Origin of the sequence: Streptomyces sp. NPDC094032, from assembly GCF_040303965.1 — a bacterium.
In the GTDB taxonomy this organism is placed as follows: Bacteria; Actinomycetota; Actinomycetes; order Streptomycetales; family Streptomycetaceae; genus Streptomyces.
This window is the reverse complement of the sequence record NZ_JBEOUE010000020.1, coordinates 24,001-45,218: the sequence shown is the minus strand read 5'-3', so window position 1 is coordinate 45,218 and position 21,218 is coordinate 24,001. Positions and strand designations below refer to the sequence as shown.

Sequence of the window (21,218 nt, the reverse complement as noted above, 5' to 3'; positions counted from 1 at the left end):
GCCAATTCGCGGAAGGTGGACTGATTTCCATGGCCCAGTGGACTTCAGCGGTGGGGCCCGCTCAGCTCGCCCGGCAGCTCCAGGCCCAGCAGGCCAGGCCCGCCGTGCCCGGCGCCCGCAAGCCGCCCGCCTACCGCGCCCTCGCCGACGGCATCCGCCTCCTCGTCCTGGAGGGCCGGGTCCCGGTCGCCGCCCGGCTGCCCGCCGAGCGGGAACTCGCCCTCGCCCTCACCGTCAGCCGCACCACCGTCGCCGCCGCCTACGAGGCGCTGCGCACCGAGGGCTTCCTGGAGTCCCGGCGCGGCGCCGGAAGCTGGACGGCGGTCCCGGCCGGCAACCCGCTCCCGGCCCGCGGGCTCGAACCGCTGCCCCCGGAGTCGCTCGGCTCCATGATCGACCTGGGCTGCGCGGCGCTGCCCGCCCCCGAGCCCTGGCTCACCCGGGGCATCCAGGGCGCCCTCGAGGAACTGCCGCCGTACGCGCACACCCACGGCGACTACCCGGCCGGGCTGCCCGCGCTGCGCCAGATGCTCGCCGACCGGTACACCGAGCGGGGCATCCCGACCATGCCCGAGCAGATCATGGTCACCACCGGCGCGATGGGCGCCATCGACGCCATCTGCCATCTCTTCGCCGGGCGCGGCGAGCGGATCGCCGTGGAGTCCCCCTCGTACGCCAACATCCTCCAGCTGATGCGGGAGGCGGGCGCCCGGCTCGTTCCGGTCGCCATGGCGGAGGGGCTCGCCGGCTGGGACCTGGGCCGCTGGCGCCAGGTGCTGCGGGACGCGGCGCCCCGCCTCGCGTACGTGGTGGCCGACTTCCACAACCCCACCGGGGCCCTCGCGGACGAGGATCAGCGCCGCCAGCTGGTGGAGGCGGCCCGTTCGGCCGGCACGGTCCTCGTGGTCGACGAGACGATGACCGAGCTCTTCCTGGACGAGGACGTGACGATGCCGCGCCGGGTCTGCGCCTTCGACCCGTCCGGCGCCACCGTCCTGACCGTCGGCTCGGCGAGCAAGGCGTTCTGGGCGGGCATGCGGATCGGCTGGGTGCGGGCCGCGCCCGACGTGATCCGCTCCCTGGTCGCCGCCCGCGCCTACGCGGACCTCGGCACCCCCGTCCTGGAGCAGCTCGGCGTCAACTGGCTGATGCGCACCGGCGGCTGGGAGGAGGCCGTCGCCCTGCGCAGGGCCCAGGCCCGGGACAACCGCGACGCCCTGGTGACGGCGGTGCGCAGGGAGCTGCCGGACTGGGAGTTCGAGGTGCCGCGCGGCGGCCTGACCCTGTGGGTGCGCACCGGCGGCCTGTCGGGCTCGCGCCTCGCAGAGGTCGGCGAGCGGGTCGGCGTCCGGGTGCCGTCCGGGCCGCGCTTCGGGGTGGACGGCGCCTTCGAGGGGTACGTCCGGCTCCCCTTCACGGTCGGCGGCCCGGTCGCCGACGAGGCCGCCGCACGGCTGGCCGCCGCGGCCCGCCTGGTGGAGTCGGGCGCCGGGGCGGGCGTCGAGGCGCCGAGGTCCTTCGTGGCGTAGGCCGTACCCGTATTCGGGCACAAAAGAAGAGGGCGGCCGCACCTTCGCCGGTGCGGCCGCCCTCTTCTTTTGCGTACGGGATACGGGGCTCAGCCCTCCGCGGGCACCGGGGCCGGGAAGGCCGTGGTGGTGCCGGGGCTCTTGCGGAGCGTCGGCGCCGTGTCGGCGTCGAGGTCGAGGTCGGGGTCCGGGGCCGAACCCGGGGCCGCCTCGATCGTCGCCGTCGTGGCCGTCTGCCGGTCCGGCAGCAGCTCCAGGACGGCCTGGCGGTGCGCCTCGCTGGTCGCGTCGTCGAAGGGGTCGGGGGTGGCCGGCACCTGGAGGCGCAGCACCGGCGCCGTACCGAGGCGGGCGTAGCCGCGGCCCGGCGGCACGTCGGGGACCGGAGTCGTGTGCGGCAGGGTGCCGAGGACGGCGGCGATCTGCTCCGGGGCGGCCGGGCCGAGCACGACCCGGGCCCTGGTGTGGCTCCGTACCGGCTCGCCGAGCCCGTCCAGGCTGTCGAACTGCTCGGCCACGACGACGGTGACCTGCGCGGCCCGTCCGTGCCGCAGCGGCACCTGGAGCAGGTCCTGCGGGTCGGGGCGGCCGTCGGCGGCGGCCAGGTGGCCCAGCACGCTCGGCCGGTCGAGCAGGATCCACAGCGGGCGCCGGGTGTCCTCGGGCGCCGGATGGCCCGCCTGCCGGGCCCGGTTCGCGGCGATGAGCCGCCGCTCGGTCTCGTGCGCGGCCCATTCCAGGCTCGCCAGGGCGCCCGAGAGCCCGCACTCGACGGCGAGCACCCCGGCCCGGCCGACGAGACAGGCGAACTCTCCGGTGCCGCCGCCCTCGATGACGAGCACGTCGCCGTGGGGGAGCGCCTGGAGCGCGATCGAGCGCAGCAGGGAGGTGGTGCCGCTGCCGGGCTGCCCGACGGCCAGCAGATGCGGCTCGGTGGAGCGGGGGCCGGTGCGCCAGACGACGGCGGGCGCGTCCTCGGTCCCGTCGGCGCCCCGCACCGGCACGGTGCGCTGCACGGCGTCGGCGTCGGTGAAGCCGAGCACGGTCTCGCCGGGCACGGTGACGAAGTGCTGGGCGGCGATGGTGGTGGGGAGGGCGTCGAGCACGTGCATGGTCAACCGGTTGCCCTCCTCGTCCCACGCGAAGAGGTACTCGCGGCCGCGCCCCGACTTGGCGTGCAGCAGCTGCTCGATACGGGCGCGGGCGGCGGGCTCCCCGTCGGTGAAGTACGGGGGGTAGGCGATGCGCAGCCGGGTCAGCCGGCCGTCCTCGTCGAAGGCGTAGTCCGTGAAGGGGCCGCTCCAGTCCCCGCCGTGCGCGAAGAGCGGCTCGGGGTCCTCGGGGAGCGAGAGATACGGCACCAGGGCCTCGTAGAGGCCTTTGAGCCGGGCGACCTCGGCGTCGTCGGGCCCGGTCTTGACGACCGGGCGCTCACGTCCCTGCCAGGCGGCCGCGCCCATCACCCCGACGAGGGCGAGCAGCGGGCCGTACGGCATGAAGGCGACGACCAGGACGAAGGCCGCGACCAGGAACAGCGTGGGACCGCGCCGCTCCTTGGGGGTCGCGGCCCACTTGGCGCGCGCGGTCGCGGCCAGCTTCCGCAGACCACGCGAGATGGTGATCAGCGGATGGAGCACATCGGTGGCGCTGTCGGCGGCCGTGCGCGCGATCTCTCGGCTACGAGCGATCTGGGCGCTGCCGCTGCTCAGAATGCGGGGGAGTGGTCGCCGGGCCACGTCGTACTCCTGGAGTGGTGGGAGGGGCTGAGGGGCGTCAGAACTTGATCCCGCCCAGAAGGCTGGCGAGGCTCTGTCCGCCCGCGGTGATGCTCGGGGCGATGGCGGTGCCCGCGAGGTAGAACCCGAAGAGGGCGCTGACCAGGGCGTGCGAGGCCTTCATGCCGTCCTTCTTGAAGAACAGGAAGCAGATGATGCCGAGCAGGACGACGCCTGAAATGGACAGGATCATGAGGTGTTCTCCTGGTTGAGGGGACAGTCACCATCAGTCCTTCCAGGTTCACAGCAAGTATCTATGTGACTAAAGGTGCATATGGGTGAATTGCTGGCGTTTTCACTTGACCGGCGTAGAACCGGACCCTCTTCGGGTGGCGAAAAGCCGGGATCGCGCTAAAAGGGGGCGCGTTGCGAGTGATCTTTGCCTCGATCGCGCACGGTCATGTCCTCGACCGGGCAGTACCCTGTCGATTCACTCGTACGGCCTCACTTGCCGTGCGCAGGTCAAGCACGAGAGGTAGGCGTCACCATGAGCGAGAGCCCGACCCCGGACCCCGAGGTCGTCGAGCTGGCCTCCAAGGTCTTCGACCTGGCCCGCACCGGTGACGCGGCGGCCCTCGCCGCCTACGTCGACGCGGGGGTCCCGGCGAACCTCACCAACGACCGGGGCGACTCGCTCGTCATGCTCGCCGCGTACCACGGGCACGCCGACGCGGTCACCGCCCTCCTGGAGCGCGGTGCCGACGCCGACCGCGCCAACGACCGCGGCCAGACCCCGCTCGCCGGTGCCGTCTTCAAGGGCGAGGACGCCGTCGTGCGCGCGCTCCTGGCCGGCGGGGCGAATCCGGAAGCCGGCGCTCCGTCCGCCGTGGACACCGCGCGGATGTTCGGCAAGGCCGAACTCCTGGAGCTCTTCGGAGCGCGGTGAACACCGGTTGAACCCCAGGTGAGAGCAGCGTCGTAAATGTGGTCGCGGTGGCGAAATGGGTGGGTCATCATGACGTCGGGCCCGCAGGGGGCCACCGGACGAGAGGCAGAGGAAGATGGTCACTGGCAAGCGCAGGACGACGGGCGGCCCGACATGTTGCCGCACGGCCTAGGCGAACAGCCTGACCCGGTTCATCCCGGATTCCCCCCGGTCGTGTCGACAGCTTGATGTGAGGCGTCTTCCATGTTCGATCCAGTCATAGCGCCGAGCGGCACCCTGCTCGGCCTGTTGCAGAGGGGCCGCGGCGACGGCACCCTGCACGCGCTCGCCGCGCCACGTGCCGAGGCCCTCGCGGCCCTCAACGGCTGTGTTCTCGACGACCCCCGCCACGACTGGCAGGTCGAGAACCGCTCCCTCTACTACGCCCGTCTCTACCTGGACCTCCACGGAGGTCTGGAGGAGATCGAGGCGCACCTCTTCGGCGCCGAGGACCACCTCGACACCGAGGAGGCCAGGACCGGGCTCGCGCTCGCCGTCCTCGGGCACCTCGCCTCCTACGGACGCCGTGACGCCCTGATGCTCCTGCGGCGCTACGCCGCCACCGGGACCAACTGGGCCTGGGCCCTGGACGAGCTCGCGCTCCGCGACGACGACACCGGCCTGCGCTCGCTCGCGCTGCCCGTGCTCGCCCGCTTCCCGGCCGACGCCGAGGGCGAGGCCGAGCTCGCGGCTGCCGTCCGCGACGCCTTCGAACCGCGGCCCTGGCGGCTGTGGGCCGAGGACCCGCGCGCCTCCGTCGGCGCCCGGATCAGGGCCGCCGGCGAACAGGGCTCCTTCGACCGCTGGCAGCGCCAGCTCAGCCCCACCGGGCCCCGGCCCGGCTGGAGCGTCCAGGCCGTCCTCGACTGGGCCCAGGAGGGCCTGCGACGCGGCGTCGAGCTGCACGGGCCCGCCGCCCGCTGCCTGGTCGCCGTCGCCGGGCCCGAGGACCGCGAGCTGATCCTCACCACCGCCCGCTGCGGCCCCGACGGAGCCCGCTGCGCCGCACTGCACTACCTGGCCGAGGCCCAGGACCCCGCCGTCCTCGACCTCGTCGAACTCGCCGCGGGCGAGGCCTCCCGCACCGTCGCCGACGCGGCCGTCGCCGCCTTCGAGCGGATGTGCGGCGAAGCCGCCGTGGACCGGGCCCGCGGCTGGATCCACCGCCCCGACGCGCTCGGCGCGGCCGCGGCCGGCATGCTCGCCTTCCGCGGCGGCACCCAGGACTCCCCCCTCGTCCTCGGCGCCCTCCGCGAGACCGTGCGTGCCCAGGGCCCCGACGCGGCCGCCCTCTACCCCCTCGTCGACGGCGCAGGGCGCCTCGGCATCGGGTGCGCGGCCCCCGTGCTGCGCCACATCTACCGCGAGACGGCCTCCTCCCAGCTGCGCGGCCGCATCGCCCGCGCCCTGGCCGCCACCGATCCCACCTTCGCCAACGGCTTCGCCGTCGAATGCCTGTGGGACTGCGAGGAGACCACCCGCGAGCTCGCCGCCCTCCACGCGGAGACGGGTGACGTACGCGTCGCCGAACGCCTGCGCCGGCTCGCCGCCGACCCCGCCGAAGAGGCCGAGGTGCAGACGGCCGTGCGCAACCGGATAGGGCCGGATCTCGACCTCCAGGTCTGAGCGCCGTACACCCGGGGGTGGCCGAAAGCGGCCACCCCCGTCGCTCTTGAGGGCGCCCGGGGCAAACGCTCATGGGACGTTCCCCGCCCGTCCAGATCCACTTTGACGGGGACACGCCGAGCGCGACGACAACACCCGTATGCGTGTCGTCATCGTCACCGAGTCCTTCCCGCCCGACGTCAACGGTGTGGCGCACTGCGCCCAGCAGACCGCGCTCCATCTGGTCCGCCGCGGCCACACCCCCCTGGTCGTCGCCCCCGCCCCGCCCGGCGCCCTCGCGGCCACCGGCCCGGACGAGGGCGCGCCCTGCCCCGTCGTCCGGGTGCCGTCCCTGCCGCTGCCCGGCTACCCCCAGGTGCGGGTCGCCCTGCCCAGCCGCCGGGTCGCCGCCGCCCTCGCCGCCCACCGGGCCGAGATCGTCCACCTGGCAGGCCCCTTCGTCCTCGGCGCGCGCGGCATGTCGGCCGCCGCGCGGCTCGGACTGCCCGCCGTCGCCGTCTACCAGACCGACCTCGCCGGATACGCCCGTACGTACGTGGGCGTGGGCGAGTCCGTCGCCTGGCGCCGGCTCCGCGCGGTGCACGGCGCGGCCGACCGCACCCTGGCGCCGTCCACCGCCGCCGTACGGGACCTGGAGGCGCACGGCATCGGCCGGATCCGGCTGTGGCGGCGCGGGGTCGACACCGTGCGCTTCCGGCCCGGGCTCCGCGACGAGTCGCTGCGGCGCTCGCTGGCGCCCGGCGGCGAGACGCTCGTCGGTTACGTCGGGCGCCTCGCCCCCGAGAAGCGCGTCGACCTCCTCGCCGGGGTCTGCGCGCTGCCCGGCGTCCGGGTCGTGGTCGTCGGCGACGGGCCCAGCGAACCGGCGCTGCGGGCCGCCCTGCCCGGCGCCGTCTTCCTCGGCCGCCGCACCGGCGCCGACCTGGCCCGGATCTTCGCCTCGCTCGACGTGTTCGCGCACACCGGCCCGTACGAGACCTTCTGCCAGACCGTCCAGGAGGCCATGGCCTCCGGCGTCCCGGTCGTCGCCCCCGCCGCCGGCGGCCCCCTCGACCTCGTCGACCACCGCCGCACCGGCTTCCTCGTACCACCCGACGACCCCGCCGCCCTGAGCGAGGCCGTCGCCGCCCTCGTCGCCGCCCCGGCCCTGCGCGCCGTGTACGGCAGAGCCGGGCGGGCCGCCGTCGAGCGGCGCACCTGGGAGGCGATCGGCGACGAGCTGATCGGCCACTACCGCGAGGTGCTGCGCGAGCGGACGGCGGTGGCGGCGTGAGGGGGGTGGGTGACGCGGGGAGTGCGCGGACGCAGGTTGACGCCGGGAGCCTCCCGGGCACCCGGGAGGGAGGCGTCGGGGCGCTCGCCCCGGGGCGGCCGCTGCGGATCGTGCGGCTCGCCAACTTCGTCACCCCGACCTCCGGCGGGCTGCGCACCGCCCTCGACCGGCTGGGTCGCGGCTATCTGGCCGCGGGGCACGAACCCGTCCTGGTCGTCCCCGGCGCCGTGGCGGGCGACGAGGAGACCGACCAGGGCCGGGTCATCACCCTGCCGGGACCCGTGCTCCCCGGCACCGGCGGCTACCGGGTGCTCGCCGACCGGCGCCGCCTGCGCCGCGTCCTCGACGGGCTCGCCCCCGACCGCCTGGAGGTCTCCGACCGGACCACCCTGCGCTGGACGGGGGAGTGGGCCCGCCGGGCCAGGGTGCCGTCCGTCATGGTCTCCCACGAGACGGCCGACGGGGTCCTGCGCACCTGGGGCCTCCCCGAGACGGCCGCCACCCGCGCCGCCGACCGGCTCAACCGCCGCACCGCCTGGGCCTACTCCCGGATCGTGTGCACCACGGAGTGGGCCGAGCGAGAGTTCGTACGGATCGGGGCCCGCAACGTCGTCCGCGCCCCGCTCGGCGTCGACCTCGACCGCTGCCGTCCCGGGCGGCGGAGCAGCGCCCTGCGGGCCCGGTACGCGGCGGGCGAGCGGGTGCTGCTCGTGCTGTGCTCCCGGCTCTCCGTCGAGAAGCGGCCCGGCACGGCCCTGGACGCCCTCGCCGTACTCCGTGCCCAGGGGGTACGGGCCGTCCTCGTCGTCGCGGGCGACGGACCCCTGCGGGGCGCCCTGGAGCGCCGCGCCCGGGAACAGCGCCTGCCGGTCCGCTTCCTCGGCCACGTCGCCGACCGCGAGGCCCTCGCCGACCTCCAGGCCACGGCGGACGTGTGCCTGGCCCCCGGGCCCGCCGAGACCTTCGGGCTCTCCGCCCTGGAGGCCCTCGCCTGCGGCACCCCCGTCGTCTGCAGCGCCTCCTCCGCCCTCCCCGAAGTCGTCGCCGACGCGGGCGCCTGCGCCGCCGACGAGCCCGCCGCCTTCGCCCGCGCGGTGCGCACCGTCCTCGCCCTCCCCGAGGGGCCACGGCGGGCGACGGCCCGCGCCCGCGCGGAGCTCTTCTCCTGGGACCGCGCGACCACCGCCTTCCTGGCCGCCCACGACGCCCCTGCCCGGCGGGGGACCCCGAGATGACCGGGCCCGCGGGCACCGGCGACGGGACCGATCCCCGCGCGGGCACCGCCCCGCCGTCCGGCACCGCGCGGGGGCCGGTCCGCTTCGTCGTCCTCGGGGACTCCCTCAGCGAGGGCGTCGGCGACCGCGTGGGCGGGCGCTGGCGCGGCTGGGCCGCGCTGCTCGCCGAGGCGCTGCGGGCCGACGACGCGGCGACCGCGTTCACGAACCTGGCGGAGAGCGGGGCGCAGAGCCGCGAGGTGGCCGAGCGGCAGCTGCCCGCGGCGCTCGCCCTGGAGCCGCGGCTCGCCTCCGTCGTCGTCGGCGTCAACGACACGCTGCGCCGCACCTTCGACATCGAGCGCCTCGCCCGCCGCCTCGACCACGTCTGCGCCGAGCTCACCGCCGCCGGGGCCGTCCTGCTCACCGCCTGCCTGCCGGACCCCGGGCTCATGCTCGGCCTCCCCGCGCCGCTCGCCCGCCCGCTGGCCCGGCGCCAGCGGTCCGTGAACGCCGTCGTCCACGCGCTCTCCGCCCGCTACGACGCCGTCCACCTGCACCTGGACGCACCCGCCTGGACCGAGGACCGGGCGCTGTGGAGCGCCGACCGGCTGCACCCCGGGGAGCGCGGCCACCGCGCCATCGCCGCCGCCTTCCACCGGCTCCTGCGCGAGCGGGGCCTCGCCGACGGCCCGCCCCCGTCGCCCGAGCCGGAGCAGCCGCTGCCCGGCCGCGCGGACGCCGCGCTCTGGCTCGCCACCGCCGGGACCGCCTGGGTCCTGCGCCGCTGCCACGACCTGCTGCCGCAGTTGCTCCTGCTCGCCGCCGCCGAACTGCGCCACTCCGCCACCGGGACCCGGGCCCGGCTGGACGCGCGCGCCGAGCACGCCCTGGAGGCTGCCCTGGGCGCCCACCGGGCGACGCCGTCGGGCGCCCTGGGAGCGGTCGCCCCGCCACAATGAGGTCATGACCGGAAGCTGGGAGTTCTGGATCGACCGGGGCGGCACCTTCACCGATGTCGTGGGACGGCGCCCGGACGGCCGGATCGTCACCCGCAAGCTGCTCTCGCACGACCCGGCCCGCACCCAGGACGCCGCCGTCGCGGGCATCCGGCTCCTCCTCGGCCTCGCGCCGGGGGAGCCCGTCCCGGCCGACCGGATCGACGTCGTCAAGATGGGCACCACGGTCGCCACCAACGCCCTCCTGGAGCGGCGCGGCGAGCCCACCGTCCTGCTGATCACGGCCGGCTTCCGCGACGCCCTGCGCATCGCCTACCAGAACCGCCCCCGCCTCTTCGACCGCCACATCGTGCTGCCCGAGGCGGTCTACGCGCGGGTCGTCGAGGTCCCCGAGCGGGTCGACGCCCGGGGCGGGGTCGTCCGCCCGCTCGACGAGGAAGCCGTCCGCGCGGAGCTCGCCGCCGCCCATGGCGACGGACTGCGCGCCGCCGCCGTCGTCCTGCTCCACGGCTACCGGTACACCGCCCACGAGGCCCGGGTCGGCGCCCTCGCGCGGGAGGCGGGGTTCACCCAGGTCAGCTGCTCCCACGAGGTCAGTCCGCTCATCCGGCTCGTCCCCCGGGGGGACACCACCGTCGTCGACGCCTACCTGTCGCCGATCCTGCGCCGGTACGTCGACGAGGTCGCCCGCGAACTCGCCGGGATCCGCCTGATGTTCATGCAGTCCAACGGAGGGCTGCGGGAGGCCGCTCATTTCCGGGGCAAGGACGCCGTCCTGTCCGGCCCGGCAGGCGGCGTCGTCGGCATGGCCCGCACCTCGGCACAGGCCGGACTCCACCGGGTCATCGGCTTCGACATGGGCGGCACCTCCACCGACGTGTCGCACTACGCGGGGGAGTTCGAGCGCGAACTCGGCACCCAGGTGGCGGGCGTCCGGATGCGCGCCCCGATGATGAGCATCCACACCGTCGCCGCGGGCGGCGGCTCCGTCCTCCACTACGACGGGCGCCGCTACCGCGTCGGACCCGACTCGGCGGGCGCCGTCCCGGGACCCGCCTGCTACCGGCGCGGCGGCCCGCTGACCGTGACCGACGCCAACGTGATGCTCGGCCGGATCCAGCCGGACCACTTCCCGGCCGTGTTCGGCGAGAACGGCGACCAGCCGCTCGACGCCGCCCTCGTCCGTGAACGGTTCACGGCCCTCGCCGCCGAGGTGGGCGGCGGCCGCACCCCCGAACAGGTGGCCGCGGGCTTCCTGGAGATCGCCGTCCTCAACATGGCCAACGCCGTCAAGAAGATCTCCGTCCAGCGCGGCCACGACGTCACCCGCTACGCCCTCACCTGCTTCGGCGGCGCCGGCGGCCAGCACGCCTGCGCCGTCGCCGACGCGCTCGGCGTCGACACCGTCCTCGTCCCGCCCCTGGCCGGCGTCCTGTCCGCGTACGGCATCGGCCTCGCCGACTCCACCGCCCTGCGCGAGCAGTCCGTCGAGGCCGCGCTCGACGCCCCGGGCACGTTTGAACGCGTCACCGCGCTCTGCGCCGAGCTCGCCGACCGCACGCGCGCCGAACTGCGCGCCGACGGACTTCCCGACGCAGCGATCACCACCCGCGCGCGCGTCCTGCTGCGGTACGAGGGCACCGACGCCGCCCTCCCTGTGCCCCTGGCACCCAGGGAATCGATGAAAACCGAGTTCACAGCCGCCCATCGGGCGCGCTACGGCTTCACCATGGACACCCCGCTCGTCGCCGAAGCCGTCTCGGTGGAAGCCGTCGGCACCGCCGGACCCCACGGCCCCGTCGTCGTCCCCGAGGGGGCGCGGCGAGGGCGGCTCGCCCCGCGCGCCACGGTCACCACCCACAGCGCGGGAGAGCCCGTCCCCACCCCGCTCCACCGCCGCGAGGACCTGCGCCCCGGCGACACCGTCACCGGCCCCGCGATCCTCGCCGAGGCCGACGCCACCACCGTCGTCGACACGGGCTGGCGCGCCACCGCCGCCGACGGCGGACACCTCCTCCTGCGGCGCGTCACCCCGCGCCCCGCGCGGGTGGCCGTCGGCACCGACGTCGACCCCGTCCTCCTGGAGGTGTTCAACAACCACTTCATGGCCATCGCCGAGCAGATGGGCGTGCGCCTGGAGAACACCGCCCACTCCGTCAACATCAAGGAACGGCTCGACTTCTCCTGCGCCCTCTTCGACCCCGAGGGCAACCTCATCGCCAACGCCCCGCACATCCCGGTGCACCTCGGCTCCATGGGCGAGTCCATCAAAGAGGTCCTGCGCCGCAACCGGGACTCCCTGCGCCCCGGCGACGTGTACGCGATTAACGACCCCTACCACGGCGGCACCCACCTGCCGGACGTCACCGTCGTCACCCCCGTCTTCGACGACACCGGCACCGCCCTGCGCTTCCTCGTCGCCTCCCGAGGCCACCACGCCGAGATCGGCGGCATCACGCCCGGCTCCATGCCCGCCTTCAGCCGCACCGTCGAGGAGGAGGGCGTCCTCTTCGACAACTGGCTGCTCGTACGCGACGGGAGACTGCGCGAGGCCGAGACCCGCGCCCTGCTCACCGGCGCCCGGTACCCGTCCCGCGACCCCGACACCAACCTCGCCGACCTGCGCGCCCAGATCGCCGCCAACGAGAAGGGCATCGAGGAACTGCGCAGGACGGTGGACGAGTTCGGCCTCGACGTCGTCCACGCCTACATGCGGCACGTCCGCGCCAACGCCGAGGAGTCCGTCCGCCGGATCGTCGCCGGGCTGCGCGACGGAAGCTGCCGCTACGAGACCGACGCGGGCGCCGTCGTCCAGGTCGCGGTCCGCGTCGACCGCGAACGCCGAAGCGCCGTCCTCGACTTCACCGGCACCTCGCCCCAGCTGCCCGGCAACGCCAACGCCCCCACCTCCGTGGTCATGGCGGCCGTCCTCTACGTCTTCCGCACCCTCGTCGACGACGACATCCCGCTCAACAGCGGCTGCCTGGAGCCGCTCGACGTGCGTGTCCCGCCCGGCTCCATGCTCGCCCCCGTCCACCCCGCCGCCACCGTCGCCGGGAACGTCGAGACCTCCCAGGCCGTCACCGGCGCCCTCTACGCCGCCCTCGGCGTCCAGGCGGAGGGCTCCGGGACCATGAACAACGTCACCTTCGGCAACGACCACGTCCAGTACTACGAGACCGTGGCCAGCGGATCCGGCGCCGGCGAGGGCTTCGACGGGACCGCCGCCGTCCAGACCCACATGACCAACTCCCGGCTCACCGACCCCGAGATCCTGGAATGGCGCCACCCGGTCCGGGTCGACGCCTTCGCCGTCCGCGCGGGCAGCGGCGGCCGGGGCCGCTGGGTCGGCGGCGACGGCGTGGAGCGCCGCATCCGCTTCCTGGAGCCCATGACCGTCGCCCTGCTCACCGGGCACCGGCGCGTCCCGCCCTACGGCATGGCGGGCGGCGGGCCCGGCGCCCTCGGCGCGGACACCGTCGAACGGGCCGACGGCACCGTGGAGCGCCTCGACGGCGTCGACACCACCGAGGTCGGGCCCGGTGACGTCCTCGTCGTCCGCACCCCCGGAGGCGGCGGCTACGGCCCGCCGCCCCTGTGAACAGGGTTTTCAGCGATACGGCACGAAACGCACCGGCGTCCCCGGCACGGCCTGCGCCGCCGCCGCCAGATCCGCCTCCCGGACCACGCCGACCACCGGGTAGCCCCCCGTCGTCGGATGGTCGGCCAGGAACACCACCGGCCGCCCGTCCGGCGGCACCTGCACCGCGCCCAGGGACATGCCCTCGCTGGGCAGCTCCCGCGCGACCGCCCGCTCCAGGGCGGGCCCCTCCGTCCGCAGCCCGATCCGGTTGCTCGCCGAGGACACCCGCCACACACCCGTCGCGAGCGTCCGCAGCGCGCCGGGCGTGAACCAGTCGTCACGCGGACCCGGCCGGACCCGCAGGACGAGTTCGTCCGGCGGGCCCGGCCAGGGAGGAGCGTCGACCGACCCCCGTACGGCCGCCTCCGCTCCCAGCGGCAGCACGTCCCCGTCCGACAGCGGCGCCGGGCCGAGACCCGACAGCAGGTCGGTGGAGCGGCTGCCGAGCACCGGTTCGACGCCGATCCCGCCGCCGAACCCCACGTACGAGCGCAGCCCGCGCACGGCCGCCCCCACCTCCAGGAGCCGCCCGGGGCCCACCCGTACCGCCGTGCCCCAGGCGACGGGACGCCCGTCCACGGCCACCGGGCACGGCGCCCCGCCCACCGCCACCGTCACCGCGCCGCGCGGCCGCACCGCGCACCCGGTGACCGTGGTCTCCAGCACGGCCGCGTCCTCCGGATTGCCGAGCAGCCGGTTGACGAGCCGCGCCGCGCCCGGGTCGAGCGCCCCCGAACGCGGCACGCCCAGATGCGCGTACCCCGCCCGCCCCAGGTCCTGCACCGTGGTCAGCGCCCCGGCCCGTACGACGGCCACGGCACGATCGCTCATCGGCCCGCCACCGTGAAACGCACCCGGGTGCCGGGGGAGAGCAGCGCCGCCGGCTCGCGCGCCGTGTCCCACAGCACCGCGTCGGTGCGGCCGATCAGCTGCCAGCCACCCGGCGAGGCACGCGGGTACACCCCCGTGTACGGCCCCGCGAGACCCACCGAACCGGCCGGGACGGCGGTCCGCGGAGTGGCCCGGCGCGGCACCTCGTACCGTGGCCCCAGCCCCGTCAGATAGCCGAAGCCCGGCGCGAACCCGCAGAACGCGACCCGGAAGACGGTCTCCGCGTGGATCCGCACCGCCGCCTCCACCGACACCCCCCACAGGGCGGCCACCTCGGCCAGGTCCGGCCCGTCGTAGCGCACCGGCACCGTCACGGCGGTCCCCTCGGGCACGCACCGCGCGGGCACGTCCCAGGAGCGCAGCTCGGCCGCGAGCCGGTCCGGCGCCGTCACCCCTTCGAGGAGCACGGTCCGCGCCGCCGGGACGATCTCCCGTACGGAGGGCAGCGCGCCCGCCTCCCGCCGCCGCAGCAGCTCGGCGTGGAAGGCCTCGGTCGCCTCCCCGCTCACCAGCTCGACGAGCAGCCCCCGGTCACCGACCCGGTACACCTTGCGCGCCCTCATACGAAGGCCTCCACCCGGACGCCCGAGGCCTCAAGACGGGCGCGCACCAGCCGGGCGAGTCCGACCGCGCCGGGCGTGTCGCCATGCAGGCACAGCGAACGCGCCCGGACGGCGACCGACGCCCCGCAGTGCGCGGTGACGACCCCGAACCGGGCCATGGACACCGCCCGTTCGACGACCTCGCCCGGGTCGGACACCACGGCGCCCTCCTGCCCCCGTGGCAGCAGGGTGCCGTCCGCCCGGTACGCGCGGTCGCCGAAGGCCTCGCCGACGACGGGCAGCCCGGCCTTCTCCGCGGCCTCGTGCAGCCGCGAGCCGGGCAGTCCGAGCACCGGCAGCCCCGCCGAGGCGAGCCGGACCCCCTCGACGACCGCCGCCGCCTGCTCCTCGTCATGGACGACCCGGTTGTAGAGCGCGCCGTGCGGCTTGACGTACGCCACGCGGGAGCCCGCCGCCCGCGCGAACACCTCCAGGGCGCCGATCTGGTAGGCGACCTCGGCCGCCAGCTCGGCCGACGGCACGTCCATGGAGCGCCGGCCGAAGCCCGCGAGGTCCCGGTAGGAGACCTGCGCCCCGATCCGCACCCCTCCGGCCGCCGCCAGCTCGCAGACGCGCCGCATCGTCGCCGCGTCCCCGGCATGGAAGCCGCAGGCGACATTGGCGCTGGTGACCACCGAAAGCAGCTGCTCGTCGTCGGTCAGCGCCCAGCGGCCGAAGCCCTCGCCGAGGTCGGCGTTGAGGTCGATCGAGACCCGGGTCATGGTGGGTTTCCTTCCTGTCGTGCGCAGAAGAGCGGGGAAACGGGCGCGCCCCCGTTCACACCCCGACGCGGTACTCCGCGTCCCGTACGTCGGTCACGAGCATCCGGCCCGGCGCGTGGGTGATCACGAACGGCGGACGCGAGGCCATGACCGCCGCCTGCGGGGTGACCCCGCAGGCCCAGAAGACCGGCACGTCCCCCGGTTCGGCGACCACCGGGTCCCCGAAGTCGGGCCGGGCCAGGTCCCGGATGCCGAGCCCGGCCGGGTCGCCCTCGTGCACCGGGGCACCGTGGACGGCGGGCAGCAGCCCGCTGATCCGGCGCGCGGTGGGCACCAGGGCGGCCGGCACCGGGCGCATCGACACGACCATCGGCCCGTGCAGCCGCCCGGCGGGCCGGCACGCGCGGTCGGTGACGTACATCGACACGTTCCGGCCCTGCTCGACATGGCGCAGCGGCACCCCCGCCTCGGCCAGCGCGCCCTCGAAGGTGAAGCTGCACCCGATGAGGAACGACACCAGGTCGCCGCGCCAGTAGGGAGTGACGTCGACGGGCTCGTCCACGAGCCGCCCGTGCTCCCACACCCGGTAGCGCGGGATGTCGGTGCGCAGATCGGCGTCCGGGGCGAGCGAGGTGCGCCAGGAGCCGGGGTCGGTGACGTCCAGGACCGGGCAGGGCCGCGGATTGCGGGTGCAGAAGAGCAGCACGTCGTACGCCCAGTCCGCGGGCACCGAGACGAGGTTGGCCTGGGCGTGGCCGGGCGCCCAGCCCGAGGTGGGGCCGGTGGACCCGGCCCGGGCCCGCTCCCGGGCGGCACGCGGGCCGGTGACGGTGTCGCGGTTCATACGAGCTCCCTCCCCTTGGTCTCCGGCAGGCCGAGCAGGGCCAGCACCGCCAGGCCGTAGCCCACCGCGCCGAAGACGAGCGCACCGCCCACGCCCCAGCTCTCGGCGAGGAAGCCGACCATGGCGGGGAACACCGCGCCGACCGCGCGCCCGGTGTTGTACGTGAAGCCCTGCCCGGTGCCGCGCACGGCGGTCGGGTACAGCTCGGCGAGGAAGGAGCCGAAGCCGCTGAAGATGGCCGACATGCAGAAGCCGAGCGGGAAACCGAGCACCAGGAGGAGCGTGTTCGCCCCGTCGGGGATGCCCGTGTAGGCGAGGACGGCCAGCGCGGACAGCACCGCGAAGAGCGCGATGTTCTTCTTCCGGCCGAGCCGGTCCGTCAGGTAGCCGCCGGTCAGATAGCCGATGAAGGCGCCGGAGATGAGGAAGGCCAGATAGCCGCCGGTGCCGACGACGGTGAGCCCCCGCTCGGTCTTCAGGAACGTCGGCACCCAGGTGGCGAGCGTGTAGTAGCCGCCCTGGACACCCGTCGAGAGGAGCACGGCGAAGAGGGTGGTGCGGAGCAGCGGGCGCTTGAAGACGGCGGTGAAGGAGCCCCGGTCGGCGCTCGCGCGGCGCGCCTCGGCCGCCTGCGGCGCGTCCTCGACGTGCCGGCGTACGTAGACGACCAGGAGGGCGGGCAGGGCGCCGGTCCAGAACATCACGCGCCAGGCGGTGTCGGCGTCGACGAAGCGGAAGACCAGCGTGTAGACGATCACGGCGAGCGCCCAGCCGGCCGCCCACGCGCTCTGGACGCCGCCGAGGGTCCGGCCCCGGTGCCGCGCGGAGGCGTACTCGGCGACCAGGATGGCGCCGACCGCCCACTCGCCGCCGAACCCGAGGCCCTGGAGGGCGCGGAAGACCATCAGCGTCTCGTAGTTGGGCGCGAAGCCGCACAGGACGGTGAAGAGCGCGTACGTGATCACCGTGACCAGGAGCGCCTTCACCCGCCCGATCCGGTCGGCCAGGACGCCGGCCAGCGCGCCGCCGACGGCGGAGACCACGAGCGTGACCGTGGTGAGCAGGCCGGTCTGGCCCTTGTCCAGGCCGAAGTAGGCGGCGATGGCCACCATCGACAGGGGCAGGGTGAAGAAGTCGTACGAATCGAGGGCGTAGCCGCCGAAGGCGCCGCCGAACGCGCGTCTGCCGCGCGGCCCGAGCGCGCGCAGCCAGGCGAACGCGCCGGTGTCGTCGGGGTGTTCGCCCTGAGGGGTCTGCCGGGTCTGGGTCGTGCTCATCTGCACCTCGCAGAAAGGGGAGGAGAGTGCGGGAGAGACGTGCTGACGAACCGTGCTGACGTACTGTGCGGTGTCGTTCAATGTAGGGATCGTTCAACGATCCGACAAGAGTCGTGTCACCGGCGTCTCGCGTCCTTGTCCCCGGCGCAGGTCCTGCGATTGACTCGGCCGCGAACGACGGAGGGAACGGAACGTGATGGACTCGATCGGCGAGCTGGTGGACGACCGCGCGCTGCTGGGGCGCACGAGCACAGCGGAGCGGGTGGCCGACATCCTGCGCACCCGGATCGCCGAGGGCTTCTTCCCGCCCGGCACCCGCCTCTCCGAGGACGGCATCGGCGGCGCCCTCGGTGTGTCCCGCAACACACTGCGCGAGGCGTTCCGGCTGCTCACCCACGAACGGCTGCTCGTCCACCGGCTCAACCGGGGCGTCTTCGTCCGGGTCCTCGCCGTGGACGACGTCGCCGACATCTACAGCACCCGCCGGCTCGTCGAGTGCGCCGTCGTCCACGCCCTGGGAGAGCCCCCGTTCGCCGTCGACGGCCTCGCCGACGCCGTCGCCGAGGGCGAACGGGCCGCCCGCGCGGGGGACTGGACGGGCGTCTCCACGGCGAACATCCACTTCCACCGCGAACTCGTCGCCCTCGCGGGCAGCGCCCGCACCGACGAGCTGATGCGCGGCGTCCTCGCCGAACTCCGCCTCGCCTTCCACGTCGTGGCCGACCCGCGCGGACTCCACGAGCCATATCTCCTGCGAAACCGGGAGATTCTGGACGCCCTGCGGGCCGGTGAGCGGGACCGGGCCGAACAGCTCCTCGCCCGCTACCTCGACGACTCCCGCACCCGGATCACCGACGTGTACGCGAAGGCGGTCGACGACCCGGAGCCGTGAGCGGCCGGTCCCGCGGGCCGGGTCGTATAAGCGCCGTTTCGACCGTTGTCAGTGCGAGGACCTACTCTGTGCACCGTGACTTCGCCTGCCTCGACGGACCTCGCTCCGCCCCAGCTCAGCGCGGGGCCGCGCCCCGCGCAGGGCCCGGCCGCCGACGAAGGGCTCGCGCGGCGGCTCCGCGCGCTCGCGTGCACCGCCCCGCTGCACGACCTCGACGTGCGCAAGGCGAACCTGGCGGGCGAGTACTCGGTCTACGCGATGGCCGAGGTCGCCCTCGCCGCGATCGACCTCGTCACGCTCAACATGGACTTCGACACCGGCGCCGACCACGACCAGGTCGTCGCCCGGCTGCTGCCCCGCGTCGCCGCCCAGGCCCCCGAGCGCCCCGCCGCCGAGCACGAGCGGGTGGCCCGCTGGGTCCTGGAGAACCTGATCAACGTCGGCAGCGTCGACCGAGGCTTCCGCGCGGTGTACGGCACCTTCGGCGCCGACGGCGTCTACACCCGCCGCGACTACGACTTCAAGCTCATCCAGGAGGTCCCCGGCTACGGCGGCGGCGTCTCCCTGCGCACCACCGACGAGGCCGTCAACGTCCTCGTCGGCGCCCTCGACACCGACGTCACCAGCGCCCAGATCGCCGCCGAGGTGAAGCTGGAGGTCCTCATCAGCCGGGGCCGCCTCGCCGACGCCCAGCTCGCCGCCGAGCAGGCGCGCTACCGGACCGTCCAGTACGCCGAGACCCTCCGCAGGACCCTGGAGGCCACGCGGCGCAACGTCCGCGCGGTCGACTGGCTCATCACCGTGCCCGACATGATCGCCGAAGCGCTCGACCACGTCGCCGACCGCTACCGCCACGAGAACGCGATCCTCACCAACATCCGCAAGGCCCGCGACGAGGCCGAGGACCAGGAGCACAAGCGCCGCGCCGCCGAGCTCGTCGACATCGTCAAGGACTGCATCCGGCGCCACACCCAGCTCCAGTCCCGCCTCCTGGAGGCCGGACCGCTCTTCCGCGCGGAGCAGGACCGCCAGGCCTTCGCCGCGCCCACCGCCTACACGGGCCTCGACCTGTACGGGCAGCTGGTCGCCCCCCTGCTCCCGCTCCCCGTCGAGCAGGCGGGCCGGGTCACCGACGCCTTCTTCGCCCACGGCACCGGGCTGCGCACGCCCGTCTCCGTCCGCGTCGCCGACCTCGTCGACCTGCTGCTCACCCCGCCCGTGGAGCGCCAGCACCTCGGCGCGGAGATGCCCGAGCCGGACCTGATCGCCACCCCCGACGACAGCCGCTTCAGCGAGGAGCAGCTGGCGAGCGCCATGGAGCTCCTCGACCTGGAGCACGACGCCCCGCGCCGCCTCTCCGGCCTCCTCGCCGACGCCCGGCTCCGTGACGACGACCTGCCGTACCTGGTCGCCCTCCTCGCCATCCACGCCGCGAGCCCCCCGGTCGGCACCGCGTACCGCCAGGGCGAGGAGCGCCTGCTGTTCGCCGTCGACGACGGCACCCCGCTCGACGACCCCGGGTTCGGCGGCGCCGACCTCATCGTCGGCACGGCCCTCCTGGACGCCGCCGGCATGGCAGCGGACCGCACGGAGGCCACGTGACCGCGCGCCCCGAGGACCCGACCCCGGTCGACGGCCTCGACACGCCCGCGCCCCCGGCCGCCGACCGCGCCCCGGGCCCCCGCGTCGCCGCCGTGCCCCTCGCACGCCCCGCCGCCGGCAGGCCGCCGACCGACGCGCCGTCGGACGGCCCCCGCGTGCGCCCGGTCCCCGCCGCAGCGACGACACCCGACCCCGTACGCCGCCCTTCCGTGCGCGCGGTACCGCTCCCACGCGAGCCCCACCCGGACACCGACCCCACCTCCACGCTCGACACCGGGCCACCGGCCACGCCCGCGCGCGGATCGGGCACCGAGAGATCGGCTACGCCCCCGGCACGGCCCCGCACCGAGCCGCCGGGAGCACCCGCGCCCGTCGCCGTCACCCCCGTACGCCTGCCCCTGCCCGGCCCCACCCCGACACCCGGGCAGACCCCGGTGGAGCCGCCCGTCCCGTCCGGGCACCCCGCCCCCACGCACCCCCGCCGTACCGAGGAGCCCCAGCCGTGAGCGAACACCACGTCGAGTACGCCGACGCGTGGAGCGAGCCGGAGGCCCCGCAGACCGCCGTCGTCGCGGCCACGGCCGTCACCCCGGCGGACGCCGCCGACGCGGCGCGGCTCGTCTCCTTCGGGCTGCAGCCCAAGCTGCTGCCCGCGCGTGACGCCGAGTACGCCGAGCTGCTGCGGCGCTACCGCGAGGTCCCCGCGTTCGCGCGTCTCGCCGACGCCGTCGCCACCGGCCTCGGCCTGGTCGTCCTGGAGGTCTCCCCGCGCGCGGGGATGGCCGTCACCGCGGGCGAGGACTCCGTCTTCGCCGTCCGCATGGGCGACTACGCCCGCCGCGCCTCCACCGACTCGGCCGACCGCTTCCTGCACGGCCTCGCGCACCTCGCCGTCGCCACGATGGCCTTCCCCCGCCCCGAGGACCTCGCCGACGACGGCTACATCGGCCGCCTCACCGTCAACGGCGTCGACGCCTTCGTACGCCAGGCCTGCCGCCGCCTCGAAGAGCGCGCCGAACAGGACGGCGAGAACACCGACCCCGCCACCGACGCCCCCGGCCTGGAGGCCGCCTGGCGGATCTACGCCCGGCGCAGCGCCACCGGCGCCACCAAGGACGCCCGCCGCCTCGCGGGCTCCACCACCGGCATCGTCGGCAAGGCCGTCGCCTTCCTCACCGACTCCGGCTTCCTCCAGCGGACCGGCGACGAGTCCGGCGGCTCCTACCGCACCACCGCCCGCTACCAGCTCCAGGTCCGCGACATGGCCGGCAGCGCCGCCATGGCCGAGCTGCTCGACCTCGGCGTCGTCCCCGTCAGCGACGGCTCCGCGACCCTCCTGCCGCCGCCCGAGGGCGACGACCTGGAGCTCGCCGCCGACGCCGGCCTGCCCTTCCACGCCTGACCGACACCGCGTGACCGCCCTCGCGTGACCGCCCCCCGCACG

At 75.3% G+C, this 21,218-nt stretch carries 18 protein-coding genes; 11 read left to right on the top strand and 7 right to left on the bottom strand.

Annotated elements, in window-relative coordinates; translation table 11 throughout:
• Window positions 1-29 precede the first annotated feature (29 nt).
• The gene (locus ABTZ54_RS25415) at window positions 30-1,529 is read left to right on the top strand and encodes an SCO1417 family PLP biosynthesis transcription factor (RefSeq protein WP_351667235.1); all 1,500 of its coding nucleotides are present in this window, start codon (window positions 30-32) and stop codon (window positions 1,527-1,529) included.
• Window positions 1,530-1,618: 89 nt separating this feature from the next.
• On the opposite strand, the gene ABTZ54_RS25410 is transcribed toward ABTZ54_RS25415, so the two are convergent.
• Both ABTZ54_RS25410 and ABTZ54_RS25405 read right to left on the bottom strand, forming a co-directional pair.
• Entirely contained in the window at window positions 1,619-3,265 is a 1,647-nt protein-coding gene (locus tag ABTZ54_RS25410; RefSeq protein ID WP_351667233.1) for a hypothetical protein, read from the bottom strand.
• A 37-nt stretch (window positions 3,266-3,302) separates the two neighbouring features.
• Window positions 3,303-3,497, bottom strand: a complete 195-nt coding sequence (locus ABTZ54_RS25405; protein ID WP_046907412.1) for a hypothetical protein — start codon at window positions 3,495-3,497, stop codon at window positions 3,303-3,305.
• Between the two features lie 294 nt (window positions 3,498-3,791).
• On the opposite strand from ABTZ54_RS25405, the gene ABTZ54_RS25400 reads away from it, so the two are divergent.
• From ABTZ54_RS25400 to ABTZ54_RS25375, 6 genes are all read left to right on the top strand, one after another.
• The gene (locus tag ABTZ54_RS25400) at window positions 3,792-4,190 is read left to right on the top strand and encodes an ankyrin repeat domain-containing protein (protein WP_351667230.1); all 399 of its coding nucleotides are present in this window, start codon (window positions 3,792-3,794) and stop codon (window positions 4,188-4,190) included.
• A 243-nt stretch (window positions 4,191-4,433) separates the two neighbouring features.
• A complete protein-coding gene (locus ABTZ54_RS25395; protein WP_351667228.1) occupies window positions 4,434-5,855 on the top strand; it encodes a HEAT repeat domain-containing protein in 1,422 nt (473 codons plus the stop codon).
• A gap of 139 nt (window positions 5,856-5,994) precedes the next feature.
• Window positions 5,995-7,128: a glycosyltransferase family 4 protein gene (locus ABTZ54_RS25390; RefSeq protein ID WP_351667226.1), complete on the top strand. Its 1,134-nt coding sequence runs from the start codon at window positions 5,995-5,997 to the stop codon at window positions 7,126-7,128.
• Window positions 7,129-7,229: 101 nt separating this feature from the next.
• Window positions 7,230-8,363, top strand: a complete 1,134-nt coding sequence (locus tag ABTZ54_RS25385; protein WP_351667428.1) for a glycosyltransferase — start codon at window positions 7,230-7,232, stop codon at window positions 8,361-8,363.
• Entirely contained in the window at window positions 8,360-9,304 is a 945-nt protein-coding gene (locus ABTZ54_RS25380) for an SGNH/GDSL hydrolase family protein (RefSeq protein WP_351667224.1), read from the top strand. Before ABTZ54_RS25385 ends, ABTZ54_RS25380 begins: the two co-directional genes overlap by 4 nt.
• A 4-nt stretch (window positions 9,305-9,308) precedes the next feature.
• The gene (locus tag ABTZ54_RS25375) at window positions 9,309-12,902 is read left to right on the top strand and encodes a hydantoinase B/oxoprolinase family protein (protein WP_351667222.1); all 3,594 of its coding nucleotides are present in this window, start codon (window positions 9,309-9,311) and stop codon (window positions 12,900-12,902) included.
• A gap of 9 nt (window positions 12,903-12,911) precedes the next feature.
• Here the strand turns inward: ABTZ54_RS25375 and ABTZ54_RS25370 are convergent, their stop codons facing one another.
• The 5 genes from ABTZ54_RS25370 to ABTZ54_RS25350 are packed head-to-tail and all read right to left on the bottom strand — an operon-like array spanning window position 12,912 to window position 17,280.
• The gene (locus ABTZ54_RS25370; RefSeq protein ID WP_351667220.1) at window positions 12,912-13,775 is read right to left on the bottom strand and encodes a 5-oxoprolinase subunit C family protein; all 864 of its coding nucleotides are present in this window, start codon (window positions 13,773-13,775) and stop codon (window positions 12,912-12,914) included.
• The gene (locus tag ABTZ54_RS25365) at window positions 13,772-14,398 is read right to left on the bottom strand and encodes a 5-oxoprolinase subunit B family protein (protein WP_351667218.1); all 627 of its coding nucleotides are present in this window, start codon (window positions 14,396-14,398) and stop codon (window positions 13,772-13,774) included. The genes ABTZ54_RS25370 and ABTZ54_RS25365 overlap by 4 nt, the downstream gene beginning before the upstream one ends.
• Window positions 14,395-15,159, bottom strand: coding sequence for a LamB/YcsF family protein (locus ABTZ54_RS25360; RefSeq protein ID WP_351667216.1), 765 nt, complete (start codon window positions 15,157-15,159; stop codon window positions 14,395-14,397). The genes ABTZ54_RS25365 and ABTZ54_RS25360 overlap by 4 nt, the downstream gene beginning before the upstream one ends.
• 55 nt (window positions 15,160-15,214) lie before the next feature.
• Entirely contained in the window at window positions 15,215-16,003 is a 789-nt protein-coding gene (locus ABTZ54_RS25355; protein WP_351667214.1) for a putative hydro-lyase, read from the bottom strand.
• A complete protein-coding gene (locus ABTZ54_RS25350) occupies window positions 16,000-17,280 on the bottom strand; it encodes an MFS transporter (RefSeq protein ID WP_351667212.1) in 1,281 nt (426 codons plus the stop codon). Before ABTZ54_RS25350 ends, ABTZ54_RS25355 begins: the two co-directional genes overlap by 4 nt.
• A gap of 196 nt (window positions 17,281-17,476) precedes the next feature.
• Here ABTZ54_RS25350 and ABTZ54_RS25345 point away from each other — a divergent pair, with 196 nt between their 5' ends.
• From ABTZ54_RS25345 to ABTZ54_RS25330, 4 genes are all read left to right on the top strand, one after another.
• Window positions 17,477-18,172, top strand: coding sequence for a GntR family transcriptional regulator (locus tag ABTZ54_RS25345; RefSeq protein ID WP_351667426.1), 696 nt, complete (start codon window positions 17,477-17,479; stop codon window positions 18,170-18,172).
• A 75-nt stretch (window positions 18,173-18,247) separates the two neighbouring features.
• The gene (locus ABTZ54_RS25340) at window positions 18,248-19,774 is read left to right on the top strand and encodes a hypothetical protein (RefSeq protein WP_351667210.1); all 1,527 of its coding nucleotides are present in this window, start codon (window positions 18,248-18,250) and stop codon (window positions 19,772-19,774) included.
• A complete protein-coding gene (locus tag ABTZ54_RS25335) occupies window positions 19,771-20,280 on the top strand; it encodes a hypothetical protein (RefSeq protein WP_351667208.1) in 510 nt (169 codons plus the stop codon). The genes ABTZ54_RS25340 and ABTZ54_RS25335 overlap by 4 nt, the downstream gene beginning before the upstream one ends.
• Window positions 20,277-21,176: a hypothetical protein gene (locus ABTZ54_RS25330; RefSeq protein ID WP_351667206.1), complete on the top strand. Its 900-nt coding sequence runs from the start codon at window positions 20,277-20,279 to the stop codon at window positions 21,174-21,176. The genes ABTZ54_RS25335 and ABTZ54_RS25330 overlap by 4 nt, the downstream gene beginning before the upstream one ends.
• The last annotated feature ends 42 nt before the right edge of the window (window positions 21,177-21,218 follow it).

Coding starts and splice junctions, on each gene's coding strand:
- ABTZ54_RS25415 (WP_351667235.1), top strand. CDS start 30: ATGGCCCAGTGGACTTCAGCGGTGGGGCCCGCTCAGCTCGCCCGGCAG.
- ABTZ54_RS25405 (WP_046907412.1), bottom strand. CDS start 3,497: ATGATCCTGTCCATTTCAGGCGTCGTCCTGCTCGGCATCATCTGCTTC.
- ABTZ54_RS25400 (WP_351667230.1), top strand. CDS start 3,792: ATGAGCGAGAGCCCGACCCCGGACCCCGAGGTCGTCGAGCTGGCCTCC.
- ABTZ54_RS25395 (WP_351667228.1), top strand. CDS start 4,434: ATGTTCGATCCAGTCATAGCGCCGAGCGGCACCCTGCTCGGCCTGTTG.
- ABTZ54_RS25390 (WP_351667226.1), top strand. CDS start 5,995: ATGCGTGTCGTCATCGTCACCGAGTCCTTCCCGCCCGACGTCAACGGT.
- ABTZ54_RS25380 (WP_351667224.1), top strand. CDS start 8,360: ATGACCGGGCCCGCGGGCACCGGCGACGGGACCGATCCCCGCGCGGGC.
- ABTZ54_RS25375 (WP_351667222.1), top strand. CDS start 9,309: ATGACCGGAAGCTGGGAGTTCTGGATCGACCGGGGCGGCACCTTCACC.
- ABTZ54_RS25370 (WP_351667220.1), bottom strand. CDS start 13,775: ATGAGCGATCGTGCCGTGGCCGTCGTACGGGCCGGGGCGCTGACCACG.
- ABTZ54_RS25365 (WP_351667218.1), bottom strand. CDS start 14,398: ATGAGGGCGCGCAAGGTGTACCGGGTCGGTGACCGGGGGCTGCTCGTC.
- ABTZ54_RS25360 (WP_351667216.1), bottom strand. CDS start 15,159: ATGACCCGGGTCTCGATCGACCTCAACGCCGACCTCGGCGAGGGCTTC.
- ABTZ54_RS25355 (WP_351667214.1), bottom strand. CDS start 16,003: ATGAACCGCGACACCGTCACCGGCCCGCGTGCCGCCCGGGAGCGGGCC.
- ABTZ54_RS25350 (WP_351667212.1), bottom strand. CDS start 17,280: ATGAGCACGACCCAGACCCGGCAGACCCCTCAGGGCGAACACCCCGAC.
- ABTZ54_RS25345 (WP_351667426.1), top strand. CDS start 17,477: ATGGACTCGATCGGCGAGCTGGTGGACGACCGCGCGCTGCTGGGGCGC.